The sequence below is a fragment of the Intestinimonas butyriciproducens genome (genome assembly GCF_004154955.1).
Taxonomy (GTDB): domain Bacteria; phylum Bacillota; class Clostridia; order Oscillospirales; family Oscillospiraceae; genus Intestinimonas; species Intestinimonas butyriciproducens.
The window spans coordinates 2,710,666-2,733,663 of record NZ_CP011524.1; the positions used below are offsets into that span (position 1 = coordinate 2,710,666).

Annotated in this window: 16 protein-coding genes and 4 pseudogenes; 9 read left to right on the plus strand and 11 right to left on the minus strand. The window is 59.0% G+C overall.

Annotated elements, in window-relative coordinates:
• Positions 1-213: 213 nt before the first annotated feature.
• Together SRB521_RS13360 and SRB521_RS13365 are read left to right on the plus strand one after the other, a co-directional pair.
• A complete protein-coding gene (locus tag SRB521_RS13360; RefSeq protein ID WP_033116599.1) occupies positions 214-630 on the plus strand; it encodes a hypothetical protein in 417 nt (138 codons plus the stop codon).
• 225 nt (positions 631-855) lie between these two features.
• Positions 856-1,461 carry a single-stranded DNA-binding protein gene (locus SRB521_RS13365; protein ID WP_075704543.1) on the plus strand — a complete coding sequence of 202 codons (606 nt, stop codon included), beginning with the start codon at positions 856-858 and terminating at the stop codon, positions 1,459-1,461.
• 131 nt (positions 1,462-1,592) lie between these two features.
• Here the strand turns inward: SRB521_RS13365 and SRB521_RS13370 are convergent, their stop codons facing one another.
• Entirely contained in the window at positions 1,593-2,114 is a 522-nt protein-coding gene (locus SRB521_RS13370; RefSeq protein ID WP_075704544.1) for a CarD family transcriptional regulator, read from the minus strand.
• Positions 2,115-2,456: 342 nt separating this feature from the next.
• Here SRB521_RS13370 and SRB521_RS13375 point away from each other — a divergent pair, with 342 nt between their 5' ends.
• The gene (locus SRB521_RS13375) at positions 2,457-3,632 is read left to right on the plus strand and encodes a GGDEF domain-containing protein (RefSeq protein WP_083630961.1); all 1,176 of its coding nucleotides are present in this window, start codon (positions 2,457-2,459) and stop codon (positions 3,630-3,632) included.
• A gap of 120 nt (positions 3,633-3,752) precedes the next feature.
• Here the strand turns inward: SRB521_RS13375 and arcC are convergent, their stop codons facing one another.
• The 8 genes and pseudogenes from arcC to ssnA all read right to left on the minus strand — a co-directional run bounded on the left by arcC (position 3,753) and on the right by ssnA (position 16,810).
• Positions 3,753-4,694 carry a carbamate kinase gene (gene arcC / locus SRB521_RS13380; RefSeq protein ID WP_116722193.1) on the minus strand — a complete coding sequence of 314 codons (942 nt, stop codon included), beginning with the start codon at positions 4,692-4,694 and terminating at the stop codon, positions 3,753-3,755.
• A 147-nt stretch (positions 4,695-4,841) separates the two neighbouring features.
• The gene (gene ygeW / locus SRB521_RS13385; protein ID WP_129868856.1) at positions 4,842-6,041 is read right to left on the minus strand and encodes a knotted carbamoyltransferase YgeW; all 1,200 of its coding nucleotides are present in this window, start codon (positions 6,039-6,041) and stop codon (positions 4,842-4,844) included.
• Between the two features lie 79 nt (positions 6,042-6,120).
• Positions 6,121-7,533: a YgeY family selenium metabolism-linked hydrolase gene (locus tag SRB521_RS13390; protein WP_075704547.1), complete on the minus strand. Its 1,413-nt coding sequence runs from the start codon at positions 7,531-7,533 to the stop codon at positions 6,121-6,123.
• A 79-nt stretch (positions 7,534-7,612) separates the two neighbouring features.
• Positions 7,613-8,827 (minus strand): diaminopropionate ammonia-lyase, encoded by a 1,215-nt coding sequence (dpaL, locus tag SRB521_RS13395; RefSeq protein ID WP_116722362.1) that lies wholly within the window; start codon positions 8,825-8,827, stop codon positions 7,613-7,615.
• Positions 8,828-9,007: 180 nt separating this feature from the next.
• Complete coding sequence (xdh, locus tag SRB521_RS13400) at positions 9,008-11,599, minus strand: selenium-dependent xanthine dehydrogenase (protein WP_116722363.1); 2,592 nt, start codon at positions 11,597-11,599, stop codon at positions 9,008-9,010.
• A gap of 11 nt (positions 11,600-11,610) precedes the next feature.
• Positions 11,611-12,313 (minus strand): annotated as a pseudogene (locus SRB521_RS16245) (YczE/YyaS/YitT family protein).
• A 123-nt stretch (positions 12,314-12,436) separates the two neighbouring features.
• Positions 12,437-15,373, minus strand: a complete 2,937-nt coding sequence (gene ygfK, locus SRB521_RS13415) for a putative selenate reductase subunit YgfK (RefSeq protein WP_116722365.1) — start codon at positions 15,371-15,373, stop codon at positions 12,437-12,439.
• A 96-nt stretch (positions 15,374-15,469) separates the two neighbouring features.
• Positions 15,470-16,810 (minus strand): putative aminohydrolase SsnA, encoded by a 1,341-nt coding sequence (gene ssnA, locus SRB521_RS13420; RefSeq protein ID WP_116722366.1) that lies wholly within the window; start codon positions 16,808-16,810, stop codon positions 15,470-15,472.
• Between the two features lie 275 nt (positions 16,811-17,085).
• Here ssnA and SRB521_RS13425 point away from each other — a divergent pair, with 275 nt between their 5' ends.
• Positions 17,086-17,721 (plus strand): helix-turn-helix transcriptional regulator, encoded by a 636-nt coding sequence (locus tag SRB521_RS13425; RefSeq protein WP_116722367.1) that lies wholly within the window; start codon positions 17,086-17,088, stop codon positions 17,719-17,721.
• A 73-nt stretch (positions 17,722-17,794) separates the two neighbouring features.
• Here SRB521_RS13425 and SRB521_RS13430 read toward each other — a convergent pair.
• Both SRB521_RS13430 and SRB521_RS13435 read right to left on the minus strand, forming a co-directional pair.
• A pseudogene (locus SRB521_RS13430) lies at positions 17,795-18,004 on the minus strand (purine permease); the annotation flags it as partial.
• Positions 18,005-18,040: 36 nt separating this feature from the next.
• The gene (locus SRB521_RS13435; RefSeq protein ID WP_165366642.1) at positions 18,041-18,967 is read right to left on the minus strand and encodes a LysR family transcriptional regulator; all 927 of its coding nucleotides are present in this window, start codon (positions 18,965-18,967) and stop codon (positions 18,041-18,043) included.
• Between the two features lie 242 nt (positions 18,968-19,209).
• Here SRB521_RS13435 and SRB521_RS13445 point away from each other — a divergent pair.
• From SRB521_RS13445 to SRB521_RS16740, 5 genes and pseudogenes are all read left to right on the plus strand, one after another.
• A pseudogene (locus SRB521_RS13445) lies at positions 19,210-19,977 on the plus strand (enoyl-CoA hydratase/isomerase family protein).
• An 82-nt stretch (positions 19,978-20,059) separates the two neighbouring features.
• Positions 20,060-20,839: an enoyl-CoA hydratase/isomerase family protein gene (locus SRB521_RS13450; RefSeq protein WP_116722394.1), complete on the plus strand. Its 780-nt coding sequence runs from the start codon at positions 20,060-20,062 to the stop codon at positions 20,837-20,839.
• Positions 20,840-20,970: 131 nt separating this feature from the next.
• Positions 20,971-22,395, plus strand: coding sequence for a YfcC family protein (locus tag SRB521_RS13455; protein WP_242943953.1), 1,425 nt, complete (start codon positions 20,971-20,973; stop codon positions 22,393-22,395).
• A 145-nt stretch (positions 22,396-22,540) separates the two neighbouring features.
• Positions 22,541-22,657, plus strand: a pseudogene (locus tag SRB521_RS16900) (enoyl-CoA hydratase-related protein); the annotation flags it as partial.
• Positions 22,658-22,700: 43 nt separating this feature from the next.
• The gene (locus tag SRB521_RS16740) at positions 22,701-22,982 is read left to right on the plus strand and encodes an enoyl-CoA hydratase-related protein (RefSeq protein WP_257534832.1); all 282 of its coding nucleotides are present in this window, start codon (positions 22,701-22,703) and stop codon (positions 22,980-22,982) included.
• Positions 22,983-22,998 lie beyond the last annotated feature (16 nt).

Here is a 22,998-nt window from a genome sequence, read left to right on the forward strand (position 1 = left end):
GTAATGATATGCGAAACGGCCTGGAAAAACAAGTGGCTTTTTCCGATCCGGTGACGTTTGACAAGCCCCGGAAATATACTATAATAATGTCTGCCGAACCAGCCGCTCCCTCGATTTTCCGGGCAAAAGGCCTGCGGCCGACTTGCGGTTTGGGCGCGCACGCATTATAATAAGGATGGCAGGGCAGTCTGCCTGGTAAGGAGGGTTCTCAACATGAAGCTGGAACTGACGAAAAAGCAGTACAGACGTCTGCTGGACATGGTCTATATCGGAAACTGGGTGCTCAATTCCACCCGTGGGGAGGACCGTATCCCCGATTACGACGAGGTGGAGAGCCTTCTCTTTTCCAAGGCCAGGGACGAGGGTATGGGCATCCTGGCCGAGGTCTACGACGGGGAGGTCGTTCCGTCCCGGGCCTTTGCCGAGGGCGGCATCCACGAGGCCATCATGGACTACGAGGACAGCGTGTTTTTCGACATTCTGGCCGAGGATCTGGCACGGCGCGATATGGACGACGTCCCCATCGATGACAGTAACTGTGAGGAGCTCAACTCCCGCATCGACGCCTATATCGCCGAATTTGAGGAGCACGGCACGGATAATCTCACGGTAGACAGCGATATTCTGTAAGATGGTGCGGCGGTGTCCTTCCGCTCTTCCCGTTTGTCTTTCTCCCCGCTGCGGACATATGGCCGCGACATAGGATGGTTTTACCGCGATATGGCAAGGCGCCCGGTCCTAAGACCGGGCGCCTTTTCCCGCTCCCCGCCCATTCCGGCCGCCCCGGAGACATACCGGGGGACAAGTTTGCATATACATGCCACTGAGAATCAATGCAAACGGAGTGTGGACGATATGCAAACAGGCTGGAATGAGAACCGGGCGCTACTCTGCGGCACAGTGGCGGGAGAGCCGGTCCTCTCCCATGAGAATCACGGCGTGAGCTACGACGTTTTCCCCCTCTCGGTCCCCCGCCTCTCCGGGGCCGAGGACCGCCTCAACGTAGTGGCGGCCCGTCCGCTGCTGACGGACTGTCCCCTGGCCCCAGGCGACCGCGTGGAGGTCCAGGGCGAGGTCCGCTCCTTCAACAACCGCACCGGACCCGGCAGCCGCCTGGTCATCACCCTCTTTGCGCGGAGCCTCTCCCCCACCCGCGCGGAGCCCGCGAACTGCCTGGAGCTCTCCGGCGTGCTGTGCAAGTCTCCGATCCTGCGGCGCACCCCGCTGGGCCGGGAGATCTGCGACCTGATGCTGGCGGTCAACCGAAAATATGGCCGGGCCGATTACCTGCCCTGTATCGCCTGGGGCACGCTGGCCCAGCGCTGCGGCGGCCTGCACGTGGGGGACGGGGTCAAGCTGGAGGGGCGGCTTCAGAGTCGGAGCTACCAGAAGGTAGTGGACGGCGTGACACAGGACCGCACGGCTTTTGAGGTGTCTGTCATGCACCTGGAACCGCTCTGACGGGATACATAGCGGCAGATCTGTTCCTGAGCTGGATCAGAATGCGCTCTTCTCTTTCTTTTCGGAGGGGCTGCCGCTCTCTTAACGGGCACTGCCCCATCAAAAAAGGGCCGCCGGGGCGGCCCTTTTTGCTACGCGTTTTTCTTCTCCCGGGACTCCAGCCTCTTAGCGATATAGTCCTCCACCTCTTCAAAGGGGATGCCCAGAGCAGCGGAGAATTCGCTGTAGACCAGCTCTTCCGCTTTCTTTTTATAGGTCTGATCGATCATACCCAGACGCTTTCCCCGTCGGAGCGACTCCTGAGATTTGACATGGATATCCTTCATCAACTGCAGCAGGTCTTCTGATCTGTGTCCCTGAAAGGCTTTATGGTAGTGGTCGGTCAGGGAACGTGCGCCCCTTTCGTTCCAGCCGGATGCCTCAATGGAGGGGAGTGTATCAATGAGTGCATTGGCTGCCTCCGCCGACAGGATGGGGCGCATAAAGACCTGGCTGTTTACAGGGGCGAAGATCGTCCCTCCCCCATGCAACAGCGAGAGGGTGTAATAGCTCCGCGCCCGGTCCGCACCCCGCGCCTCCTCCAGCGGTCCCACTGCCTCCACGCGGCATGCGCCGGAGTTGTTGTAAAAGATCAGCTCTCCCTTTTGAAACATACCTTCCTCCTATATCTGCTCTATCAATTCCTGATATCTCTATTTTGCACATTTCCCCTATATTTTAGTATATTCTTGGGGGAAAATGAAATTTTTATTTTTCCCCTGGTTTATGTTATGTGGCAAGCAGGTTACTGCCTCCATCGACCTCACACTCCGGAAAACATAAAGTCGTGCCGTTGACCGCCTTTTCACGCTCATCCATCGCTTCAAATTTTTTCTTTGCGTTTCCAATTACGATATCATATAATATTGCCTGTCGGATCATCTGCCCACAGTTGATTCATACGGTGCTTGCCGCCCGCGTCCTCCCTTTATGTTTTTGATGGAGTGTGGTCCACAATGATCTCTCGAAATACACAGGCTTTGCTCCCCTTTGACGAGCAGTACCGGGGTGAGGTGGAAACTCGCCTGGCAGAAGACGCCTACCGCACGGAGCATTTTTTGGCCCTGTGTATTTTGTTTATGCAGTCGCTGCTTCTGTTTATTTTCTGTTTCCGGGCTGGCGGACCGTTTTTCTCCCCCCGGCGTACTGGGTACACGCTGCTCTACTTCCTGCTGATCGTATTTACGCTGCTCTTTCTCTGGGCCCGTCGCAGGACGCGCCATCGCAGTGGTGCGTTTCAACTCCGCCTGGGTGCAGCTTATGCCGGCCTTGTGTGCCTGTGGTCCTGCGCCGTCACATGTCTGGATCAACTGGGCGGCAATGGGCTGGTGGTTTTCAGCTATATGCTTCCCGCCCTGGCTGCCCTCACGGTGCTCACCCTGCACCAGAGCATCCTGATCTTCGGCTCTGCCTTCCTTATTATCAATCTGGCTCTCCCCTTTCTGCCCGGCGGCATCCATAATCTCTTCAGCAACCTCATCAACAGCTTTGCGCTCTCTTCCCTGTCCATCTTCATTGCCTGGAGACTCTATCTATCACGGGCCTCCGCACACTACGGAAATATTTTGGTCCAGAAGCAATATCAGGAACTGGAGCGGGTGAATCAGAAGCTGGAGGAATTGGCGGATACCGACCAGCTTACGGGGCTCAACAACCGCCGGTATTTGGAGCGGCATATCCGTCAACGGCTGGAGGATATGCGTGGAAGCTGTCTGCCTGTAGCGGGGCTCATGGTGGATATTGATTTCTTCAAACAGTACAACGACAAATACGGCCATTTGGCCGGAGACGAATGCCTCCGTGTGATCGCGGAAGAGATCCGCCGTTTTGCGGCTCAGGGGGATATCCACGCCGTGCGTTATGGCGGAGAGGAATTCTTCCTGTGCTGGATTGGCTGTGGGACGCAGGAGGCACAGGAAGGCGCGGAGCGCCTGCGGAAGGCGGTATCCGTTGCGCAGGGCCCCTCCGGCTATCCTCCGGTGACGACCAGTATAGGTATCCATGTCCGGGCGCCCTGGGGAAACACGGACTTCGAAGACTTTCTTCGTCAGGCCGACAGTGCGCTCTATCAGGCTAAAGCCGAAGGCCGAAATCGTGTCGTCGTAAAAGGCTGGGGCGCCGTCTGTCCTTGAACGCAGTTTCCCGTTCAAATGGCCGAGGGGCGCCACCGTTTTTTCAAACGGTGGCGCCCTTTTTTGCTCCATGTCACACCCTGTGCCCCACAATCCAGCCGACCCATGCGGGAATCTATTTTATCTTTGGATCAGGGTGCCGGTCCTCCCCTCGATCCCCTCTCCCGCCTTTTCCAGAAGTGTGATAAGCGCAGTGCGTCCCGGGGCGGACTCGGCGAATTCCACGGCGGCCTGGACCTTGGGCAGCATGGAGCCGGGGGCGAACTCGCCGTCGTCCATATAGGCCCGGGCCCGGGCCGGGGTCAGGAAGGAGAGCCATTCCACGTTCGGCTTTCCGAAGTGAATGGCCACCTTTTCCACTGCGGTGAGGATGATAAGGCAATCGGCATCCAGCTGCCGGGCCAGGGTACAGGCTGCGAAGTCCTTGTCGATGACGGCGGCCGCGCCCTTGAGATGATGTCCGTCGGTCTTAAAAACCGGGATACCCCCGCCGCCGCAGGCTACCACCACCAGTCCGGCGGCCACCATATCACGGATAGACTTGATCTCCACAATAGAGACCGGCTTGGGGGAGGCCACCACCCGGCTCCAGCCCCGCCCGGCATCCTCCACGACATCGTAACCCCGCTCCGCTACCAGCTTGTCGGCCTCCTCCCTGGTCATAAAGGCTCCAATGGGCTTGGTGGGATGCTGGAAAGCCGGGTCTGCGGGGTCCACCTCCACCTGGGTGAGCACCGTGGCCACGCCTTTATCAATGCCCCGGTCCATCAGTTCCTCCCGCAGAGCGTTCTGGAGATCATAGCCGATGTAGCCTTGGCTCATGGCCACGCAGACGGACAGAGGGCAGGGGATATATCTCTCCGGATCGGATCGGGTGAGTTCAGCCATGGCCTTCTGGATCATGCCCACCTGGGGGCCGTTGCCGTGGGCGACGACCACCTCGTGGCCCGCCTGGATCAGATCGGCGATGGCGCGGGCGGTCCCACGGGCCGCGGCCATCTGCTCGGGCAAATTCTCCCCCAGCGCATTGCCGCCCAAGGCGATGACGATACGTTTCCCCATGATGACACCTCGTTCAAACCATTTTTAAATAGCGGACCCGTCCGCAATTACCGTTTGATCAGCAGTTACGGGCGGGTCTGCAGGAAGGAGGGAAAGAAGCAGGAATTTATGGAGAAAGTGCGGAAGTCGGGAAGGGCCCTCCCGCGCTTACTTCTGGAACCAGCGGGCCGTGCCGCGGTCCTCCAGGGCCTTCAGGGTGGCCTGGGGATCCCTGACCTTGGCCAGGAAGATCATGGCGGCGATGATGTAGGGCTTGAAGCTGGCCTCCTTGTAGAGGGGGGTGCGGTAGCGATCGAAGACGCTGGCCTCCACCTCGCCGTCCACACAGGAGACGCCGTTGATGTCGGCGGGCAGGCAGTGGAGATACAGCGCCTTGCCCTCTCGGGTGGTCTTCATCAGCTCCTCGGTGCAGCACCAGTCCTTGTGCCGGGCATTCTGCTCCAGCAGCTCCTTCTCCAGCGCCTGGATGCCCGCGCTGTCGCCCCCGGCGTACAGTTCGGTCCGCTTCTCCATGGCGGCGAAGGGCGCCCAGCTCTTGGGGTAGACGATATCCGCCCCTGCAAAGGCCTCCGCCATGGAGTTGGTCTTGGTAAAGGTGCCGCCGGAGCGCCGGGCGTTCTGGCGGGCCACCTCCTCCACCTCGGGCATGACCTCGTAGCCCTCGGGGTGGGCCAGCACCACATCCATGCCGAAGCGGGTCATCAGCCCGATCACCCCCTGGGGCACCGACAGGGGCTTACCGTAGCTGGGTGAGTACGCCCAGGTCATGGCCACCTTCTTGCCCTTCAGGTTCTCTACGCCGCCGAACTCGTGAATGATATGGAGCATATCGGCCATGCACTGGGTGGGGTGGTCGATATCGCACTGGAGATTCACCAGGGTAGGCCGCTGCTCCAGCACCCCGTCCCGGTAGCCCTCGGCCACCGCGTCGGCCACGGACTGCATATAGGTGTGACCCTTTCCGATGTACATATCGTCCCGGATACCGATGACATCGGCCATGAAGGAGATCATATTGGCGGTCTCCCGCACGGTCTCGCCGTGGGCGATCTGGCTCTTGCCCTCGTCCAGGTCCTGGACCTCCAGGCCCAGCAGGTTGCAGGCGCTGGCGAAGGAGAAGCGGGTCCGGGTGGAGTTGTCCCAGAAGAGGGAGATGCCCAGGCCGGAATCAAAGATCCTGGCGGAAATGTTCCGCTCCCGCAGATCCCGCAGCGCGTCCGCCACGGCGAACACGGCCTCCAGCTCGTCGTCGGTCTTATCCCAGGTGAGGAAGAAGTCGCCCTCGTACATCTCCTTAAAGTTGAGGGCATTAAGCTTGTCAATATAGTTTTGAAGGGTCTGATCCATAGTTCTGTTTCTCCTCTTCTGATGATGGATGGCGGACTCGGGCGGTCCTTTTTCATCTTTCCCGGAACAAAGCGGCGGGTCAAAGAATGTCGTTGTCCGTTTTGCCGGCGCGGAACTGCGCCACATCGCCGGTCTTGTTCTCCTCTTTGTAGAGTCCGGGCACCGCGGCATACAAGGCGGCGCAGGTGATAAGATCCTGCTTCCAGGTGATCTCATTGGGGGCGTGGGCCTGACTCTCGGCGCCGGGGCCGAAGCCTACGCAGGGGATGCCGTAGCGGCCCTGGATGGATACGCCGTTGGTGGAGAAGGTCCACTTGTCGGTAAGGGGGCGCCCGACGCGCAGGTGCATGGCGTCCCGCTTGGCCTCGGCGTCAGCGTGTCCGATGCGCTCCGCGCCGAAGAGAGCCTGATGGGCCTCCACCAGGGCCTGGACGTGGGCGGCGCTCTCCTTGTTGATCCAGGTGGGGAAATAGCACTCGGTCTCGTAGACCTCTCCTGTCCAGGAGGGCCGGTCATACATGTACATGGAGACTTTCACATCGTCCCCATACCTCTTTACATTGGGCAGGTCCCGGATCTCCTGGAGACAGGAATCCCAGGTCTCGCCGGCGGTCATACGGCGGTCCACCGAGACGGAACAGGAGTCGGCCACGGCGCAGCGGCTGGGGCTGGTGTAGAAAATCTGGGAGGTAGTACAGGTGCCCCGGCCCAGGAAGCGAGCATCCTCATAGTGTTCGGGGTTGTACTTGGGGTCGAGCATCTTCACAAGGCCTTTGATCTCCACCGTGTCGTCGGCGGGATTCTCGTTGAGGGCGCGGATGTCCTGGAGGATGTCGGCCATCTTGTAGATGGCGTTGTCGCCCCTCTCGGGGGCGGAGCCATGACAGGAGATCCCCTTCACGTCCACCCGGATCTCCATGCGGCCCCGGTGTCCGCGGTAGATACCGCCGTCGGTGGGCTCGGTGGAGATGACGAACTCCATCTGCTCCTTCCGAATGCCGCTCTGGGGGAAGAACTTGTTGACGATGTACTGCCAGCACATGCCGTCGCAGTCCTCCTCCTGGACGGAGCCCACCACCATGATCTTGTACCCGGCGGGGATGAGGCCCAGATCCTTCATGATCTTGGCGCCATATACGGCGGAGGCCATACCGCCCTCCTGGTCGGAGCCGCCCCGACCGTAAATCACCGCGTCGTCCTCATAGCCCTGGTAGGGGTCGCGCTCCCAGTTGTCCAGGTTTCCGATGCCCACGGTGTCGATGTGTGAGTCCAGGGCAATGATCTTCTCACCGTCACCCATCCAGCCGATGACGTTGCCAAGGCCGTCCACCTCCACCTTGTCGTAGCCCAGCTTTTCCATCTCCCGCCGGATACAGGCGACGACCGCTTTCTCCTCGCAGCTCTCACTGGGGTAGGAGATCATCTCCCGCAGGAAGCGGTTCATGTCGGCGCCGTAGCCCTGCGCGGCTTTCCTGATCTGCTCAAAATCCATACTTAAAACCCTCCATCTATTCAACAATATCGCTCTCTTCTAAAGGTGCCCTCTCCCGGCACCACGGTTTGACCTTCGGTCAAACTGTGGGATATTCGCCGTCCCAGAGCACCTTTCTGAACTTCATGGGATCGGTATTCCCCTCGGTGGAAAACATCAGCACCTGGCTGAAGCGGTCCAGCTCCAGGGCCTCCCGCAGGTCCCGATACGCGTCGGTCTCCATCAGGGCGGCGAGAAGTCCCATGCCCACCGCGCCGGATTCGCCGGAAATCACAACCGGGTCCCCCTTCACAGGGACGCCCAGCATCCGCATTCCCCGGGCACTCACCCAGTCGGGACAGGAGACAAAGGCAGAGACGTGGTTGCGCAGGATGTCCCAGGAGATGGTGTTGGGCTCGCCGCAGGCAAGACCCGCCATGATGGTCTGGAGGTCGCCCTCCACGACGCGGGGGGCGCCGTCCCCGGCCAGAGCTCCCCGGTAGAGGCAGTCGGCCGCCCGGGCTTCCATGACCACGAACTTGGGGGGATCACTGGGAAAGAGGTTGGTAAAGTAGCCGATCACCGCACCCGCCAGGCTCCCCACTCCGGCCTGGACAAAGACATGGGTGGGCCGGTTCACCCCCACCTGACGGAGCTGGTCGGCACACTCATTGGCCATGGTGCCGTATCCCTGCATAATCCAGGTCGGGATCTCCTCGTAGCCCTCCCAGGCGGTGTCCTGCACCATCACGCCGTGGGGCGTGACCGCAGCCTCAGCGGCGGCCATACGCACACAGTCGTCATAGTTCACGTCCTCAATGGTGACGGCGGCGCCCTCCCTGGCGATGTTGTCGAAGCGGGCCTGACTGCTGCCCTTGGGCATATGTACCACGGCCTTCTGGCCCAGCTTGTTGGCCGCCCACGCCACGCCCCGTCCATGGTTGCCGTCTGTGGCGGTAAAGAAGGTGGCCTGGCCGAACTCCCGGCGAAATGCCTCGCTGGTAAGGTAGTCGTAGGTCATCTCCGAGACGTCTCTCCCCATCTCCCCGGCGATGTACCGCGCCATGGCGAACGACCCGCCCAATACCTTGAAGGCGTTGAGCCCAAAGCGGTAGGACTCGTCCTTTACATAGAGTCCCGCAAGGCCCAGATACTTGGCCATGCCGTCCAGCCGGGCCAGCGGGGTAATGGAATACTGGGGAAAGCTGCTGTGGAAAAACCTGGCCTTTGCCACGTTGCTCAGGGCCATCACCGCGAGCTGCCGGTCGTCGCTTTTCGGCATGCGATTGCCGGCCCACTTGATGGAATCCTTCATCCCGACGTCTCCTGCAAAATATTTTTAAGTAATACAAACTTTTTGTTTGTCTCTGATGCTATCATACCACAGCCACCCCTGTTGTCAAGAGAGTTTCAAAAATATTTTTTGATTCTGTTCTCTCCCGCTCCTCCCAGAAAGCCGCCCCGCCGTGTCAACTGCGGCGGAGCGGCGGAGGCGCTATTTTCCCTTACTGGCCGGACGGTAAAACGTATCCTGCATAGGCAGTGCGGTGCGCAGAACATGGTCCCGGGCATAGTAGGCCCCCTGGACGGCAGGCGCGGTGGGAATGGTGGCGATCTCTCCGATGCCCTTGGCCCCGTATGCAAAGGGCAGGAGCTCCTTTTTCTCCACATAGATGGCGTGGATGTCCGGGATCTGATCGGCCCGCATCAGGCCCAGCGTGCCGAATTTAGCCTGGGGCACACAGTCCTTCAGGGGGAAGTCCTCGGTGAGCGCGTAGCCCAGGCCCATCAGCACACCGCCCTCGATCTGTCCCTGGATGGAGATGGGGTTGACCACCTTGCCGGAGTCGTGGGCGGCCCAGACCTCTTTCACCCTGCCGTCGTCGTCCAGCACCACCACATGGGTGGCAAAGCCGTAGGCGACGTGACTTTTGGGGTTGGGCTTGTCGGCGCCCAGCTTGTCGGTGGGGTCAAAAAACTCAGCAAAAAATTCCCGGCCTTCCAGGGCGGAGAGGTCGCCACCCACGCCGTCCAGGGCCTTTTTGAGGTCAGCGGCGGCAATGCGCACTGCCTCGCCGGTGATGAGGGTCTGACGGGAGCCGGAAGTGGTGCCGGAATCGGGGGCCAGCTCGGAGCTGCTGCCCATATTGCGCATCTGTACCCGGCGCAGGCCGGCGGTCTCGGAGAGGATCTGGAGGAACACGGTGGCACAGCCCTGGCCGATGTCGGAGGCAGCGGCGTAGATCTCCACCACGCCGCCGCGGACCTCCAACCGGGCCCGCCCCTTGTCCGGAAGACCCACTCCCACCCCCGTGTTTTTCATGGCGCAGGCGATGCCTGCATGTCCGGCGTTTTGTTCATACGCCTCCCGCACCGCCTCCAGCGTCTCCTTGAGGGCGGTGGAGCAGTCGGCGATCTGGCCGTTGGGCAGCACCTTGCCCGGCTCGATGGCATTGCGGTAACGGATCTCCCAGGGCGAGATGCCCACCTGCTCGGCCAGCAGATTGATGTTGGACTCCAGGGCGAATTCGCTCTGGCAGACGCCGAAGCCCCGGAAGGCCCCGGCGGGCGGGTTGTTGGTGTAGTACCCATAGCCCCGGATGTCGGTGTTCTGGTAGCAGTAGGGGCCCACGGAGTGGGTACAGGCCCGCTCCAGTACCGGCCCGCACAGGGAGGCGTAGGCCCCGGTGTCAAAGTAGATCTCGCAGTCCAGGCCCGTAAAGATGCCGTTCTCATCGCAGCCCAGGGTGAAGGTGCCCTCCATATAGTGACGCTTCGGGTGGAAGGCGATGGACTCCTTGCGGGAGAATTTGACCTTGACCGGGCGGCCCACCTTCAGGGCGGCCAGCACGGCGATGTGCTGCACCGACACATCCTCTTTTCCGCCGAACCCGCCGCCCACCAGCTTGTTCTCCACCACGATGCGCTCGGGCTCCCAGCCCAGCATGATGGCGATCTCCTTCCGGGTGTCGTAGACGCCCTGGTCGGAGGTATACACCTTCACCCCATTTTCATACGGAAAGGCCACGGCGCACTCCGGCTCCAGGAAGGCGTGCTCGGTAAAAGGGGTACGATAGTTTTGTGTCACCACATATCTGGAGTTTGCCAGGGCCGCTTTGGCGTCGCCCCGGGTAACATGGCGGGACTGGCAGAGGTTCCCGTTGGGGTGGAGCCTGGGGGCGTCCTCCGCCATGGCCTCCTGGATGGTGCGCACCGGCGAAAGGGGCTCATACGTCACCTTTACCAGCTTTTTGGCTTCGGCCAGCGCCGTCTCCGTCTCGGCCACCACCAGGCAGACGGCGTCGCCCACACAGCGGGTCACGTCGCCTCTGGCGATCATCACGTCCCAGTCCTGCTGGATGTGCCCCACCTTGTTATGAGGTACATCCTCGGCGGTAAGCACCGCCAGCACGCCGGGGAGGGCCAGGGCGGCCGAGGCGTCGATGTCCAGCACACGTGCCCTGGGGTACTCCGAGCGGACGGCCGAGGCGTGGACCATCCCCGGGAGGGCCACATCGTCGCAGTATTCTCCCCGGCCCAGCACCTTGTCCCGCACATCGGAGCGGAAGGCCCGCTCCCCCACCCCGAAGCGTTCTCCCCGCTCCAGGGCGGGGTCCACGGTCCTCTCCCCCCGCAGGATGGCCCCGGCCAGGGAGATGCCCTCTATGATCTTCTTGTACCCGGTGCAGCGGCACACATTGCCCCGAATGGCCTTCTTGATCTCATCCTCGGAGGGATCGGGATTCTGGTCCAGAAGGGCCTTGCCCGAGAGGACCATGCCCGGGATACAAAAGCCGCACTGCACCGCCCCCACCGCGCCGAAAGCGTAGACAAAGGTCTCCTGCTCGGCCTCGGTGAGCCCCTCTACGGTGAGGATGTGCTTTCCCACCGCCTTTTTTGTGGTCAGGATACAGGACCGCACGGCCTTTCCGTCCACCACGATGGTACAGGTGCCGCATGCCCCCTCGCTGCATCCGTCCTTCACGGAGGTGAGATGCAGGTCGTCCCGCAGATAGCGCAGCAGAGGCTTCTCCTCCTCGGTCTCCCGGAGGATGCCGTTTACCGTAAAGGTGTACGATTCACCCATGTGTGGTCCCCCTATTCAGCGATTTCAGATCGTTTCGTCCCGTCTGGCCCCAGCCACAGGACCCTGAGCCCGCCCAGGCGGCGGGTATAGAACCTGACGAGCTGCCCCACCGCCAGAGCGGAGACCAGCGTGCCCTCCCGAACACCATTGAGCTTATGGAAGGCGAGCAGGGCGATGAGAGCGGCGGCAAGCGTGAGAGAACTGTCAAAGCACACCTTCACATTGCCGAACTCCCTCCCCCAGGCACGGGAGAGGGCGCAGACAAAAGCCTCGCCCGGGAGCATAATTACGTCGGCCATGACCTCCTGGGAGATGCCCAGCGCCATAACCAGACAGCCCGCCGCCAGATAGAGCAGGCTCATGGGATAGGGCCCGCCGTACTGGGTGGGGATCAGGTCCAGCGCCAAATCGATGCAGGCGCTGAACACCAGCGTGGCCGGGATCTGCAGCGCCTGCAGCGCGGTAACCCGGCGCAGGAGCAGGGCTTCGCAGGCCAGGAAAAGCATATTGAAGACGAAGGTATACACCCCCATGGTGGGGCGTGATGAGGCTAAGGAGAAAGGGGATGCTGGAGATGGGCGAGGTTCCCAGTCCGGCCCTGGTGATCAGCGCGATCCCCGCAGCGCAGATCGGCACCCCCGCAAAAAATATGGAATACCGCCGGACCCCGTCCTTTCCAGTCATCTTGCCGCCTCCAAATCTTAGCGTTTGCATACCTCATGCGCCGCCGTCCGAGCGGCCCTTCACGCCCCAGCCTCCACAGCGGCCTTGTGACCGTCCCTTCCCCGGAGCCGTCTGCCACGCAGGTACGGTGCTCCGCCGGACAGCCGAAGTATGTTACTTTTCCCGCAGGAGATAGCCATAGTGGTCCTGCACTGCCAGGATCAGAAGCCGGAGGTCCCCAGGGAGCCCACAGCCGGAATCTTCCACCTGATACTCCCGCACCTGGCCGTCCAGGCGGACCAGGCACCCGCTGTTCTCGCCGGGCGCTGGGAGCCACCCCTCGTTCTCACTGCTGTCAAAATCCTCCCGACTCCAGAACAGTGTAAACTTATCCCGGTAGGGACGACTCTCGTAGGGGCAGAAGGTGGCGCAGTTGCCGCACTCGTTGCACATGCCGTCCACATGGACAATCTGGCGCTGCCGTTTGCCCGGTACCGCCACCGCTATATTGGCGCGGTTGGGACACACGTCGGCGCACACCTCGCAGACCGTGGGGCATCCCAGGCATCGGGTGTCGGCGCAGCCGTCACAGTCGCTGCACAGATCCCCCTTTTTCGAAAACGATCTGTTATAGTCCTCACAAATATTCTGATCTGTATAGGTCCCGGTCTCCCACTCCACAATGGCCCTGGAGGCCTGTATGGCGTCGGCAATGGCCTCCACCACTGTGGCCGGGCCCCGCCGCCGGTCGCCGATCACGGGCCAGGGGCCCACATCCACAGACTCGTCGATGCGCTCCCCCACGGCGGCGATGAGGGTGGTGCAGGGGAGCTCCTGGGTCCTGCCTGTGGGCACCGGCGCCCGGCGGCCCGAGGCGTCCGGCGCGCCCAGCTCCATGACGGCGCATGTCAGGATATTATCCTCTACCCCCTTGGGTGCCAGCAGCTCCAGGAACTCCACCCCTTCCTCCAGGGCCAGCCGGAGCTCCTCCTCCTCGGCGGGCATATACCGTCTGGTCCGCCGGTAGACCAGGCGCACGTGCTCCACGCCGGGCAGACGTTTTACCGCCCGCGCGGTATCCATGGCGGAGTTGCCTCCGCCGATCACCGCTACATCGGTCCCAAGGGCAGGGGCATTGCCCGCCTTGAGGGCGGCGAGGACCTCCGTAAAGTTTACATAGTCCCCATACTCCAGCCTGGGGTCTCCGGGCTTTTGGGCGCCGGTGGCAAAAATCACGTGGGTGAAGCCCTGCTCCTCCAGCTCCTGATAGGAGCCGACATACGTGTTCAGGCGGACCTCCGCACCCATGGCCCGGACCAGGGCCTCATCCTTGTCGATGGCCTCGGAGGAAATGCGGAACTCCGGAATGATATGGCGCACCACACCGCCCAGAGCGCCGGTGGCTTCAAACAGAGTAACGGGCACCCCCTCCCTGCCCAGGAAGAAGGCCGCCGCCATCCCGGCCGGGCCGCCGCCCACCACGGCCACCTTTTTGCCGGAGACGGCGGACCTGGCCTTCTGTTTGGACAGAAGCGCATCATAGCCGCCCTGGGCGGCCCGCAGCTTCATCTCCCGGATCCAGACCGACTCCTCATAGTAATTGCGCATGCACTTGTCGGCACAGTGGTGGGGGCAGATGGTGCCGGTGATGAAGGGGAGCGCATTCCGGCGGGTGATGATCTCCAGCGCCTGCCCGTACTCCCCCCGGCTCACAGCCATCAGGTAGGCGGGGATATCCTGTTCGATGGGGCAGCCATCCCGGCAGGGCGCTGTGAAGCAGTCGATGAGGGGCACCTTTCTGTGCATCTTCCGCTCCGGCAGGGGCTTGATGGGCTTGCGGTAATAGGGGTCCGACTCCACCTGCTCCGCCAGCGCCGCCACCGCCTGGGCATTCACGCCCCGGAAGGGCTCGCTCCCGCAGTCCATCAGGAGTTTGCCCATCTGGCTCAGGCGCTGGTAGCCACCGGGCTTGAGAATGGTGGTGGCCACGGTAATGGGCCAGATGCCCGCGGCGAAGAGCGCCTCGACGTTGTGGACGTCGGCACCGCCCGAGTAAGAGATGCGCAGCCCTCCTTCAAACTCCTCGGCGATGCGGCGGGCCAGGGAGATGGTCAGCGGGAAGAGCGCGCGTCCGGACATATACATCTCCTGGCTGGGCAACTCACCGGCCGCTACATCCACGGGGAACGTGTTGGTAAGCTTGACGCCAAACTCCAGTTCCCGTTCCGCACACAGCCCCATCAGGCGGCGGAACATGGGCACTGCGTCGGTCCATTGAAGGTCCTCTGCAAAGTGGTGGTCGTCAAAGGTCACATAGTCAAACCCAAGACTGTCCAGCCGCTTCCGGGCGAAGGGATAGCCCAGGAGGGTCGGATTGCACTTGATATAGGTATGGAGCCCTTTTTCCGTGATGAGATAGGTGGCGATGCGCTCGATCTCATCCGGAGGACAGCCGTGCAGCGTGGATTCGGTGATGGAGCAGGACACCCTGGGGCTGACGGCGCGGATATATGCCGCGTCCACCTGTTCGAAGCGGTCCGTATTATCCAGGGCCCACTCCATGCATGTCCGCCACACGGCGGAGCCAGAGGCATCCTTCATGCCCTCAAGATAGGCGTCGATCTTGGGGCTCTTGATCCCCTCCAGGTCATAGCCCACGGACATATTGAAAACAAAGCCGTCCGGATCGCCCAGCGCCAGCTCTTTTGCCAGGAGCTTGCAGGCAAACCATGCCTTGACGTACTCCTCATAGGCCTGGGGAACGGTGAGCTCGGTGGACCACTCGCAGTTATAACACTCGTCCCCGGCGGTGATGCACGGCTTGGCCACGCACTTGGAGAGGGCCTCGCCATCCATGATCTGCACGGTCTTGAGCTCAAAGAACCGGGCCCCGGCGGCGTAGGCCGCCACGATATTCTGGGCAAGCTGGGTATTGGGCCCGGCGGCGGGACCGAACGGCGCCTCGATTTTTTCGCCGAAAATAGGGCGTGCCTGCCCATTTTCATGGCGCACCAGCTTACAGACGCCGAACAGGCTCTTCTGCTGCCGGTACTCGGTGAGCGCCCAGTCCATCAGTTGGGCGAAGGGGATGGGACGCATAATATCACTCATATGTATGACCTCCAGCCAATTCTCTCGTTCTTTTCCATTGCATCCGCCGCTCTGGGGCGAAACCTTGGGGAGGACGCAATCAACGCATCCCGTGTTTTAGTAGCTCCTGCGGTTGAGCGCTCCCCACAGCTTTTTGCTCTGTTCCAGCGTCCAGGCGTTGATGGCGTCCTCGTCGATGCCCACAAACTCCCGGTCCCGGTAGAGCACCTTCCCGTTGATGATGGTGGTGCGGCAGTTCTTTCCCATCATGCCGAAGAGGATATGCCCGTCGATGTTCTCTTCGGAGAAGGGAGTGAACGGCTTATAGTCCATGACGACGACATCCGCCGCAGCGCCGGGCTTCAAAACACCCAGCGGCTTTCGAAAGTACCGCGCGCCGATGGCGGCATTGTTGCGGAAAAGCATCTGCATGTCCTCGCACCAGCCTACGTTGGGCCGGCAAGCGTTATGCCGCTGGATGAGGAGAAACACCTTCAGGGACTCCAGCATGTCGTGGGTATAGGCGTCGGTGCCCATACCCACCAGGATGCCCCGCTCCATCATCTGCAGCACCGGCGAACAGCCCACGGCGTTGCCCATATTGGACTCTGGATTATTGACCACCATGGTGCCGGTCTCCCGAAGGATCTCCATCTCGGCGGGATTGATATGGATGCAGTGGCCCAGGATGGTCTTTTCCCCCAAAATGCCGTGGTTTAAGAGCCGGTTCACCGGACGGCATCCGTAGTTCCGCAGGGAATCATACACGTCGTTCATGCCCTCGGCCACGTGAATATGGAACCCCGTCATGCCGTTGTTGGCCTCCACCATACGGGCAAAGGTCCTGTCGGACAGGGTAAAGAGCGCATGGCCGCCGAACATGGCGCGGATCATATCGTCGTCCTGCTCTCTCGCCCACTTGGCGAAGTCGGCGTTCTCCCGGATGGCCTCCCCGCACTTTTCTTCCCCATCCCGGTCCGATACCTCATAGCACAGGCAGGCACGCATCCCCAGCTCCCGGCACACATCCCGAATGGCGAACAGCGACCCGGGGATCTCGCCGAAGGAGGCGTGGTGGTCAAAAATGGTCGTCACTCCATCCCGGATACAGTCCAGCACCGTGGCATAGGCCGAGGCCCGGGTGCCGTCCAGGGTCAGATGACGGTCGATGTTCCACCACGTCCCCTCCAGCACCTCCAAAAAGTTGGTAGGATCGTTTCCCTCGATCCCCAGTCCCCGGGCCAGCCCCGAGTAGATATGGGTGTGGGCATTGATGAGCCCCGGCATGATGACGCCGCCCCGGGCGTCCACGAATTCCGCATCCGGGTACTTGGCCTTCATCGCGTCAAGGGGGCCCACCTCTCCGACCCGCTCGCCGTCCAGCGCCACCGCGCCGTCGGCCAGATAGGGCAGCGCATCGTCTCTTGTGATGACCCTTCCGTTTCCAATGAGCAGCATTGCACTCTCCTCCTCACTCTTTGCCCCTTTAAAACAAAACGGTGCCCATTCCTCTGAATGAACACCGGCCCGTGCGCGAAGCACTTCTTTACAGCTTATATTGTCAATTCTGCACAAGGTTCTTTTCTTTGAACAATTTAATTTTATCATAGTTTTTTTATCTTTGCAAGGGCATATTAAAAATATTTTTTAGCGCAAACTCTTTTTGTTGAATTCCCCCTGATATCTGTTATAATAAAAATAACCCAACGAACAGAGAAAGGCGGGCGATCACGATGCAGGCTTCCCATCTGCAGTTCTGTTTTCAACTGGCCCGGGGTATTGCGCAGCAATTTGGTTCAAATTGCGAAGTAGTGGTTCATGACCTGGACTCCAACGATGTGGAGCACTCCATTGTGGCCATTGAGAATGGTCACGTCTCCGGGCGCCGGGTGGGAGATGGCCCCTCCCATATCGTGCTGGAGGCTCTGCGCGGCGACTGTGCCCGCCTGGAGGACCGATTGGCTTATCTGACCCGGAGCGACGACGGAAAGATCCTCAAATCCAGCACCATCTATATCCGAGATGATGACGGCAGAGCCATCGGCGTCTTTGCCATCAACTACGACATCACCCTCATGCTGGCCATGGAGGACGCCCTCAAGGGCTTTACTGCCACCCAGGTGCCGGAACGGGAGCCGGAGCACATCTCCCGGAATGTGGCCGACCTTCTGGATGAGCTCATCGAGCAGAGTGTCAAGCTGGTGGGGAAACCGGTACCTCTCATGAACAAAGAGGACAAGGTGAAGGCCATCCAATTTCTCAACGATACCGGCGCTTTCCTCATCACCAAATCCGGCGACAAGGTGTGCAAGTTCTTCGGTATTTCCAAGTACACCCTTTATAGCTATATCGACGAGGCCAAGAACTAGGCGCTGTTGGAAAAAGGGGAATCGCTCCTGCGGCGATTCCCGGCCCGGCGGATAAAATCCGCCGGGCCTTTTTCTACTTTTCTTCGGCCTTGCGCTCCGTCCGGTCCTTGGGCAGGATCAGGTTGAGGAGGATCGCCATCAGCGTGGCGACCACCACAGAAGAGGAGCCGAACACCGTGGTCACCCAGTCCGGAAAGCCGCTGCCGGCCAGACAGCCCGGCACCTGGGTGATTCCCACGCCCAGCGCCACAGAGAGGCCCACCACCTTTCCCAGCCGCCACGTTCCACACATCCATGCAACTCCTGATCTCACCCCTGCTCAAAATACCTCGCTCCTCTGCCGTACAAAACTGTGGATTGTTTTATCAAAATATGCCTCAGAAAACTTCAGCAGCTCCTGTACCACACGGGGCATATATCGGTTCCGATCATAGATAATGGCGAGCTGGCGGGAAATGGGCGGCTGGAAAGGCTTCGACACCAACTCCGGCACCAGGTATTCCTCTATATAAGGCTGGGGCAGGATGCTGATCCCACGCCGGTTGCTCACCATACGCATCAGCAGGTAGGCTCTCGGCGCAGTGCCGACAACCTTTGGCCTGAATCCATGCCGGATACACATATCCATCAGCATTTGGTGGGGCTGATAGTCATCGTTAAACAGAAGAAGTGGCTCGTCGCGCAGATCCTCAATGGTAAGGTGCTTTTGCTTTGCCAGAGGGTGTTCTTTGTGCATGACGCCGACCATCGCATCTGAACTGATCACTTTTATCTCCAATGCGGCATTTGGCTTCTCCGCCACCGGGAGCACGGCAAACCCGATGTCACACCTGTGTGCCAACACGGCATTCTTGATCTCGCGAGAAGTCATTTCCAGAATATTCAGATAGGCATCCGGAAAGCGGGAGGAAAAGCTGGCCTCCAACTCCCGAAAAAATACGCTGGCTATGGTGACTGTGCCGATGTTGACCCTCCCGGATACATTTGCCGACGTGTCCCGCATCACGCTGTACAGGTCGTCGATACGGCTACAGATATCCTGGGCCCGCTCATAAAAGACCTGTCCCTCCTCCGTCAGCTTAAATACTCTTTTGTTCCTGTCGATGAGGCAGACCCCCAATTCATCTTCCAGCTGTTTGATGGATTTGGTGAGTCCCGGCTGAGTCGTATACAGCGCAGCGGCGGCGGCTGTGAAGCCCTTTCTCCGGACGATCTCGATGAAATACTGAAGCTGTCTGATTTCCATATCCAGTCCCCCCATGTGATGCGGCCCGGCCTGTTTTAGGAATTATACCAAAACATCCTGTATATTTTCAACTATTTTTGTTCAATCATAACCATTCGTTATGAGGCAGATAAGAGGTATGTATTTCCCTTTTTACCTTCTGTCCCATATACTTGCAATAAACACCGGTGTCTTTCGTTTTGGAACTTTCTTACCTGAGCCGCAGCCGGACGCGGCCCGATAAGAAGAGCTAGGGAGGTATCATGGAAATAGATTTTATCGTACAGGATCATACCGCCTGCCTGACCATAGACCGGAGCCATGGCCTCAATCTCCTCACGCCGGATCTCATGCGCGAGCTGGAAGCACACCGCGGCAGAATCAACGACGATCCCTCCATCCGTGCAGGCATCCTCACCGGGCACGGGACCAAAGCTTTCTGCGCGGGCACAGACATCCAGCAGTGACTCCCCTTTGTTGCGCAGGCAAAAGCGCATCCGGAAGAGATGCCGCGGACGCCGATGCGGGGACTTCAAATGAAAAAGCCTCTCATTGCGGCCGTCAACGGTTATGCGCTAGGCGGCGGCGAATTGGCTCTGTCCTGTGACATTCGGGAGGCCTCCCGCAACGCTGTTTTCGGATGGCCGGAGGCCTCCCTGGGTATTCTGCCCCGTTTGGGCGGGACACAGCGCCTTCCCCGTATCATCGGTCCGGCCAGGGCCCGCGAGATTCTCTTGACTGGTAGGCGGGTAGCGGCCCAGGAGGCCCTTTCCATCGGACTCGTCTCCGAGGTCGTGGAGGCAGAGCACCTGATGGATACGGCTTGGGCCTATGCACGGCGCATCTGTGCTCTCGCCCCTCTTTCTGTAGAGTCTATCAAGCGTTGTCTGGACGAGGGCTGTGAGTCCAGCCTTGACGATGGTCTGGAGTTGGAAAATACCCTTGGGCTCCGTCTCTGCGATACAGAAGACTACCAGGAGGGCAGACGTGCATTTTCAGAAAAACGTGCGCCCTGCTTCCACGGCCACTGAGACCGGCACTTTCCGCCTGATGGCCGTTGCCGGCCAATGTTTCTCCGATCTCTACCATTTCACAAGAAAGGAAGATAGTTTTATGGAACACCTGGATTTTATCAAGGTCGATATCGTCGAAGAGGGGATCGCCGTCGTTACCCTGAACCGCCCCCCTGTCAACGCTTTCAATTTACAGATGTATCGTGAACTCCACAAGGCCTTCCAGTTCACCGACGACCCCGCCAACAACGTGCGCTGTGTCGTTGTCTGTGCAGAGGGTAAAATGTTCTCCCCCGGAAATGACGTCAACGACTTCGCCGACGACAGCACCTATCAGGTGGCCAACTATTCCGACGTGGTGGCCGAAGGGCTGGATTCCGTTATGCTCTCCAAGGTCCCCGTGGTCGTTGCCGTAAACGGCGCCTGTGCGGGTGCCGGCTTCTGCATTCCCGCCGTAGCGGATGTCGTGGTCGCCACCGAGAAGGCCAAGTTTGGTATCACTGAGCTTAATGTGGGTATCATCGGAGGCGCCGCGGAAGCAAGCTACTGCCTCCCGCCAAAGGTCGTGAGCTATATGTCTCTCACCGGCCGCATGATGTCCGCCAGGGATATGGAAAAATACTCCTTTGTCCATAAGATCGTCCCCGAGGAACAGCTTATGGACGAGGCCATGGACATTGCCCGCGCCATCGCGGCCCATCCGCCCATCGGCCTGCGCTACTCCAAGGAGGTCCTGCTCAAAATTTTCGAGCCCGATGTCCTGGCTGAAAAGGTGGAGTTTGCCGCCGAAAAAAACCGCGCCCACAAGAAAACGGCCGACTTTAAGGAGGCTGTAAGCGCCTTTTTGGAAAAAAGAAAGCCCCGCTTCCAGGGGAAATAACCTCTGGGTCCAGCCCCTGCGACAGTTATCCCCGCACTCTTTATAGAACTTGCTAATTATAAAAGGTGGTCTTAAAAACAATAACACAGTATGGACAATATAAAGAATACACAAAAAAGGGAGTGTTGGAAATGGAACAAATGCCCAATGCCTCCACGGAGGTTAAAAAGCCAAAGAAATTCAAAATTGCATTTCCCCACACCTATTTGATTTTGGTTGCGCTTTGCGCTTTAGCTGTAATCTTGACCAATGTTTTACCCTCCGGTGTATTTGACCGTGAACGAAATGCGGATGGTCGGACGGTAGTTATCGCCGGAACCTATCACGAGGTTGAGGCAAATCCGATTCCTTTTATCAAGTTGCCGGTTAAAATTCATGAGGGCATGCAGGCCGGCGCTGACCTATTGATGTTCATGCTCATTATGGGTGGTTCCTTTGGCATTCTAAATGAGGCCGGTGCGGTAAACTTTTTTATTTGTAATTCCTTAGCACGTGCAATGCGAGGAAAGGAAAAGCTTTTTATCCCCATCCTTCTTTTCGTCATGTCCATGGGCGGTATTACCTTCGGTATGGCTGTAGAGGCCGTCGCTTTTATCCCGGCTGTCATTGCGCTGTCTATAGCTCTTGGCTACGACAGTATCCTAGGATTGGCAATTGTCTTTTTGGGCAGCAATGCCGGATATACTGCTGGCATTTATAATCCCTTCAATGTGGGCGTAGCACATTCTCTAGCAGAAATTCCGCTTTACGAGGGTGCTTGGTATCGTTGGATCTTCCTTTTCGTGTTACTGATGATTGCAAGCATAGGATTGATGCGTTATGCAGACAGGATAAAAAAAGATCCCACCAAGAGTTTGGTGTACAAAGACCCAGATTCCGAGAGTTGGCGTTCTGTGCAGAGCAGCGGACGTAAGGCCACTATTCAAGAATATCTTGGATTGTTTATTTTCTTGGGCGGCTTTGCTTTGATTATTTGGGGCTGCGTCTCTCAAGGATGGTGGTTCGGCGAAATTTCCGCCGCTTTCTTCTGGATGGCGGTCCTTACAGGAATTATTTTTCGATTTACGCCTAACAAGATGTGTCGCCTATTCTGCTCTGGAATGTCGGACATTGCAGTTGGAGCTGGTTCCGTCGGCTTTGCTAGAGCAATCGCAGTCATTCTGGCAGACGGCGTAATTATGGATACAATCGTCTACTATCTGGCAATGCCGCTCCAATACCTGCCCGGTATCGTACAGGCCGCTGGTATGCAAGTCGCTCAGACCATCATTAACTTGGGCCTCCCATCCGGCTCAGCCCAAGCTACGGCTACTATGCCGATCATTATTCCTCTGGCGGACCTTCTGGGCGTTTCGCGTCAAACAGCAGTATTTGCGTTCCAATGCGGAGATGGTATCTCCAATGGTATTATTCCGACCTATACTACCCTAATTGCAATGATGGCCGCAGCCAAAATCCCATTCCAGAAGTGGCTCAAGCTAGCTTTTAAAATTGTAGCAGTTCAATGGCTTGCGGGTATGGCAATGACTATCATTGCGACCTTAATTCATTATTGATGCAGGTGAAGCTTTAAGCCGAAACACTTCTCAATTTTATTTCAGCACATCTGTAGCTTTAATAAGGGAACGCAGTCAACATGACACATTCTTACGAAGCCCTCCGTGTGGATATTTCTGCACAAATCGCAGTCATCACTATGAATTGGTTCTGGCCTGTGATCTGCGTATTGCCTGTGATAAACCCCGTCTTGGACTTTCTGAGCCGAGTCTAGGTATCATTCCCGGGATCGGCGGGACACGGTGGTTGGCCCGCTGCGGGGGTATGAGCAATTGCCAGATAGATCATTCCGGCCGGAAAGATCTTGAATGGAGAGCAGGTTTTGGCCCTTGGCCTTGCTCCAGACTGCGTTCCGCAGACGCTTCTGCTCCAGAGGGCCAAAGCCGTCGCAGAGGAACTGCACGACAGAAGGCCGCTGGCCCTGATGCTTGCCAAGAAATTGCTCTACGCCGTTCTCTCCACCAGTCAGGAGTGCGTAATTCTGATGAAGAAACTCTCCTTGTGCGTCCTGCTGGACAGCGCAGATAAAGACGAGGGCATCCGTTCCTTTTTAGAGAAACGCTGGCCCGTTTTTACCGGCTACTAATCAAATTTTAGGAGGA

Coding starts and splice junctions, on each gene's coding strand:
- SRB521_RS13425 (WP_116722367.1), top strand. CDS start 17,086: ATGCAGGCTTCCCATCTGCAGTTCTGTTTTCAACTGGCCCGGGGTATT.
- SRB521_RS13375 (WP_083630961.1), top strand. CDS start 2,457: ATGATCTCTCGAAATACACAGGCTTTGCTCCCCTTTGACGAGCAGTAC.
- arcC (WP_116722193.1), bottom strand. CDS start 4,694: ATGGGGAAACGTATCGTCATCGCCTTGGGCGGCAATGCGCTGGGGGAG.
- SRB521_RS13365 (WP_075704543.1), top strand. CDS start 856: ATGCAAACAGGCTGGAATGAGAACCGGGCGCTACTCTGCGGCACAGTG.
- SRB521_RS13455 (WP_242943953.1), top strand. CDS start 20,971: ATGGAACAAATGCCCAATGCCTCCACGGAGGTTAAAAAGCCAAAGAAA.
- xdh (WP_116722363.1), bottom strand. CDS start 11,599: ATGGGTGAATCGTACACCTTTACGGTAAACGGCATCCTCCGGGAGACC.
- SRB521_RS13450 (WP_116722394.1), top strand. CDS start 20,060: ATGGAACACCTGGATTTTATCAAGGTCGATATCGTCGAAGAGGGGATC.
- dpaL (WP_116722362.1), bottom strand. CDS start 8,827: ATGAAGGATTCCATCAAGTGGGCCGGCAATCGCATGCCGAAAAGCGAC.
- ssnA (WP_116722366.1), bottom strand. CDS start 16,810: ATGCTGCTCATTGGAAACGGAAGGGTCATCACAAGAGACGATGCGCTG.
- SRB521_RS13370 (WP_075704544.1), bottom strand. CDS start 2,114: ATGTTTCAAAAGGGAGAGCTGATCTTTTACAACAACTCCGGCGCATGC.
- ygfK (WP_116722365.1), bottom strand. CDS start 15,373: ATGAGTGATATTATGCGTCCCATCCCCTTCGCCCAACTGATGGACTGG.
- ygeW (WP_129868856.1), bottom strand. CDS start 6,041: ATGGATCAGACCCTTCAAAACTATATTGACAAGCTTAATGCCCTCAAC.
- SRB521_RS13390 (WP_075704547.1), bottom strand. CDS start 7,533: ATGGATTTTGAGCAGATCAGGAAAGCCGCGCAGGGCTACGGCGCCGAC.
- SRB521_RS13360 (WP_033116599.1), top strand. CDS start 214: ATGAAGCTGGAACTGACGAAAAAGCAGTACAGACGTCTGCTGGACATG.
- SRB521_RS13435 (WP_165366642.1), bottom strand. CDS start 18,967: ATGGAAATCAGACAGCTTCAGTATTTCATCGAGATCGTCCGGAGAAAG.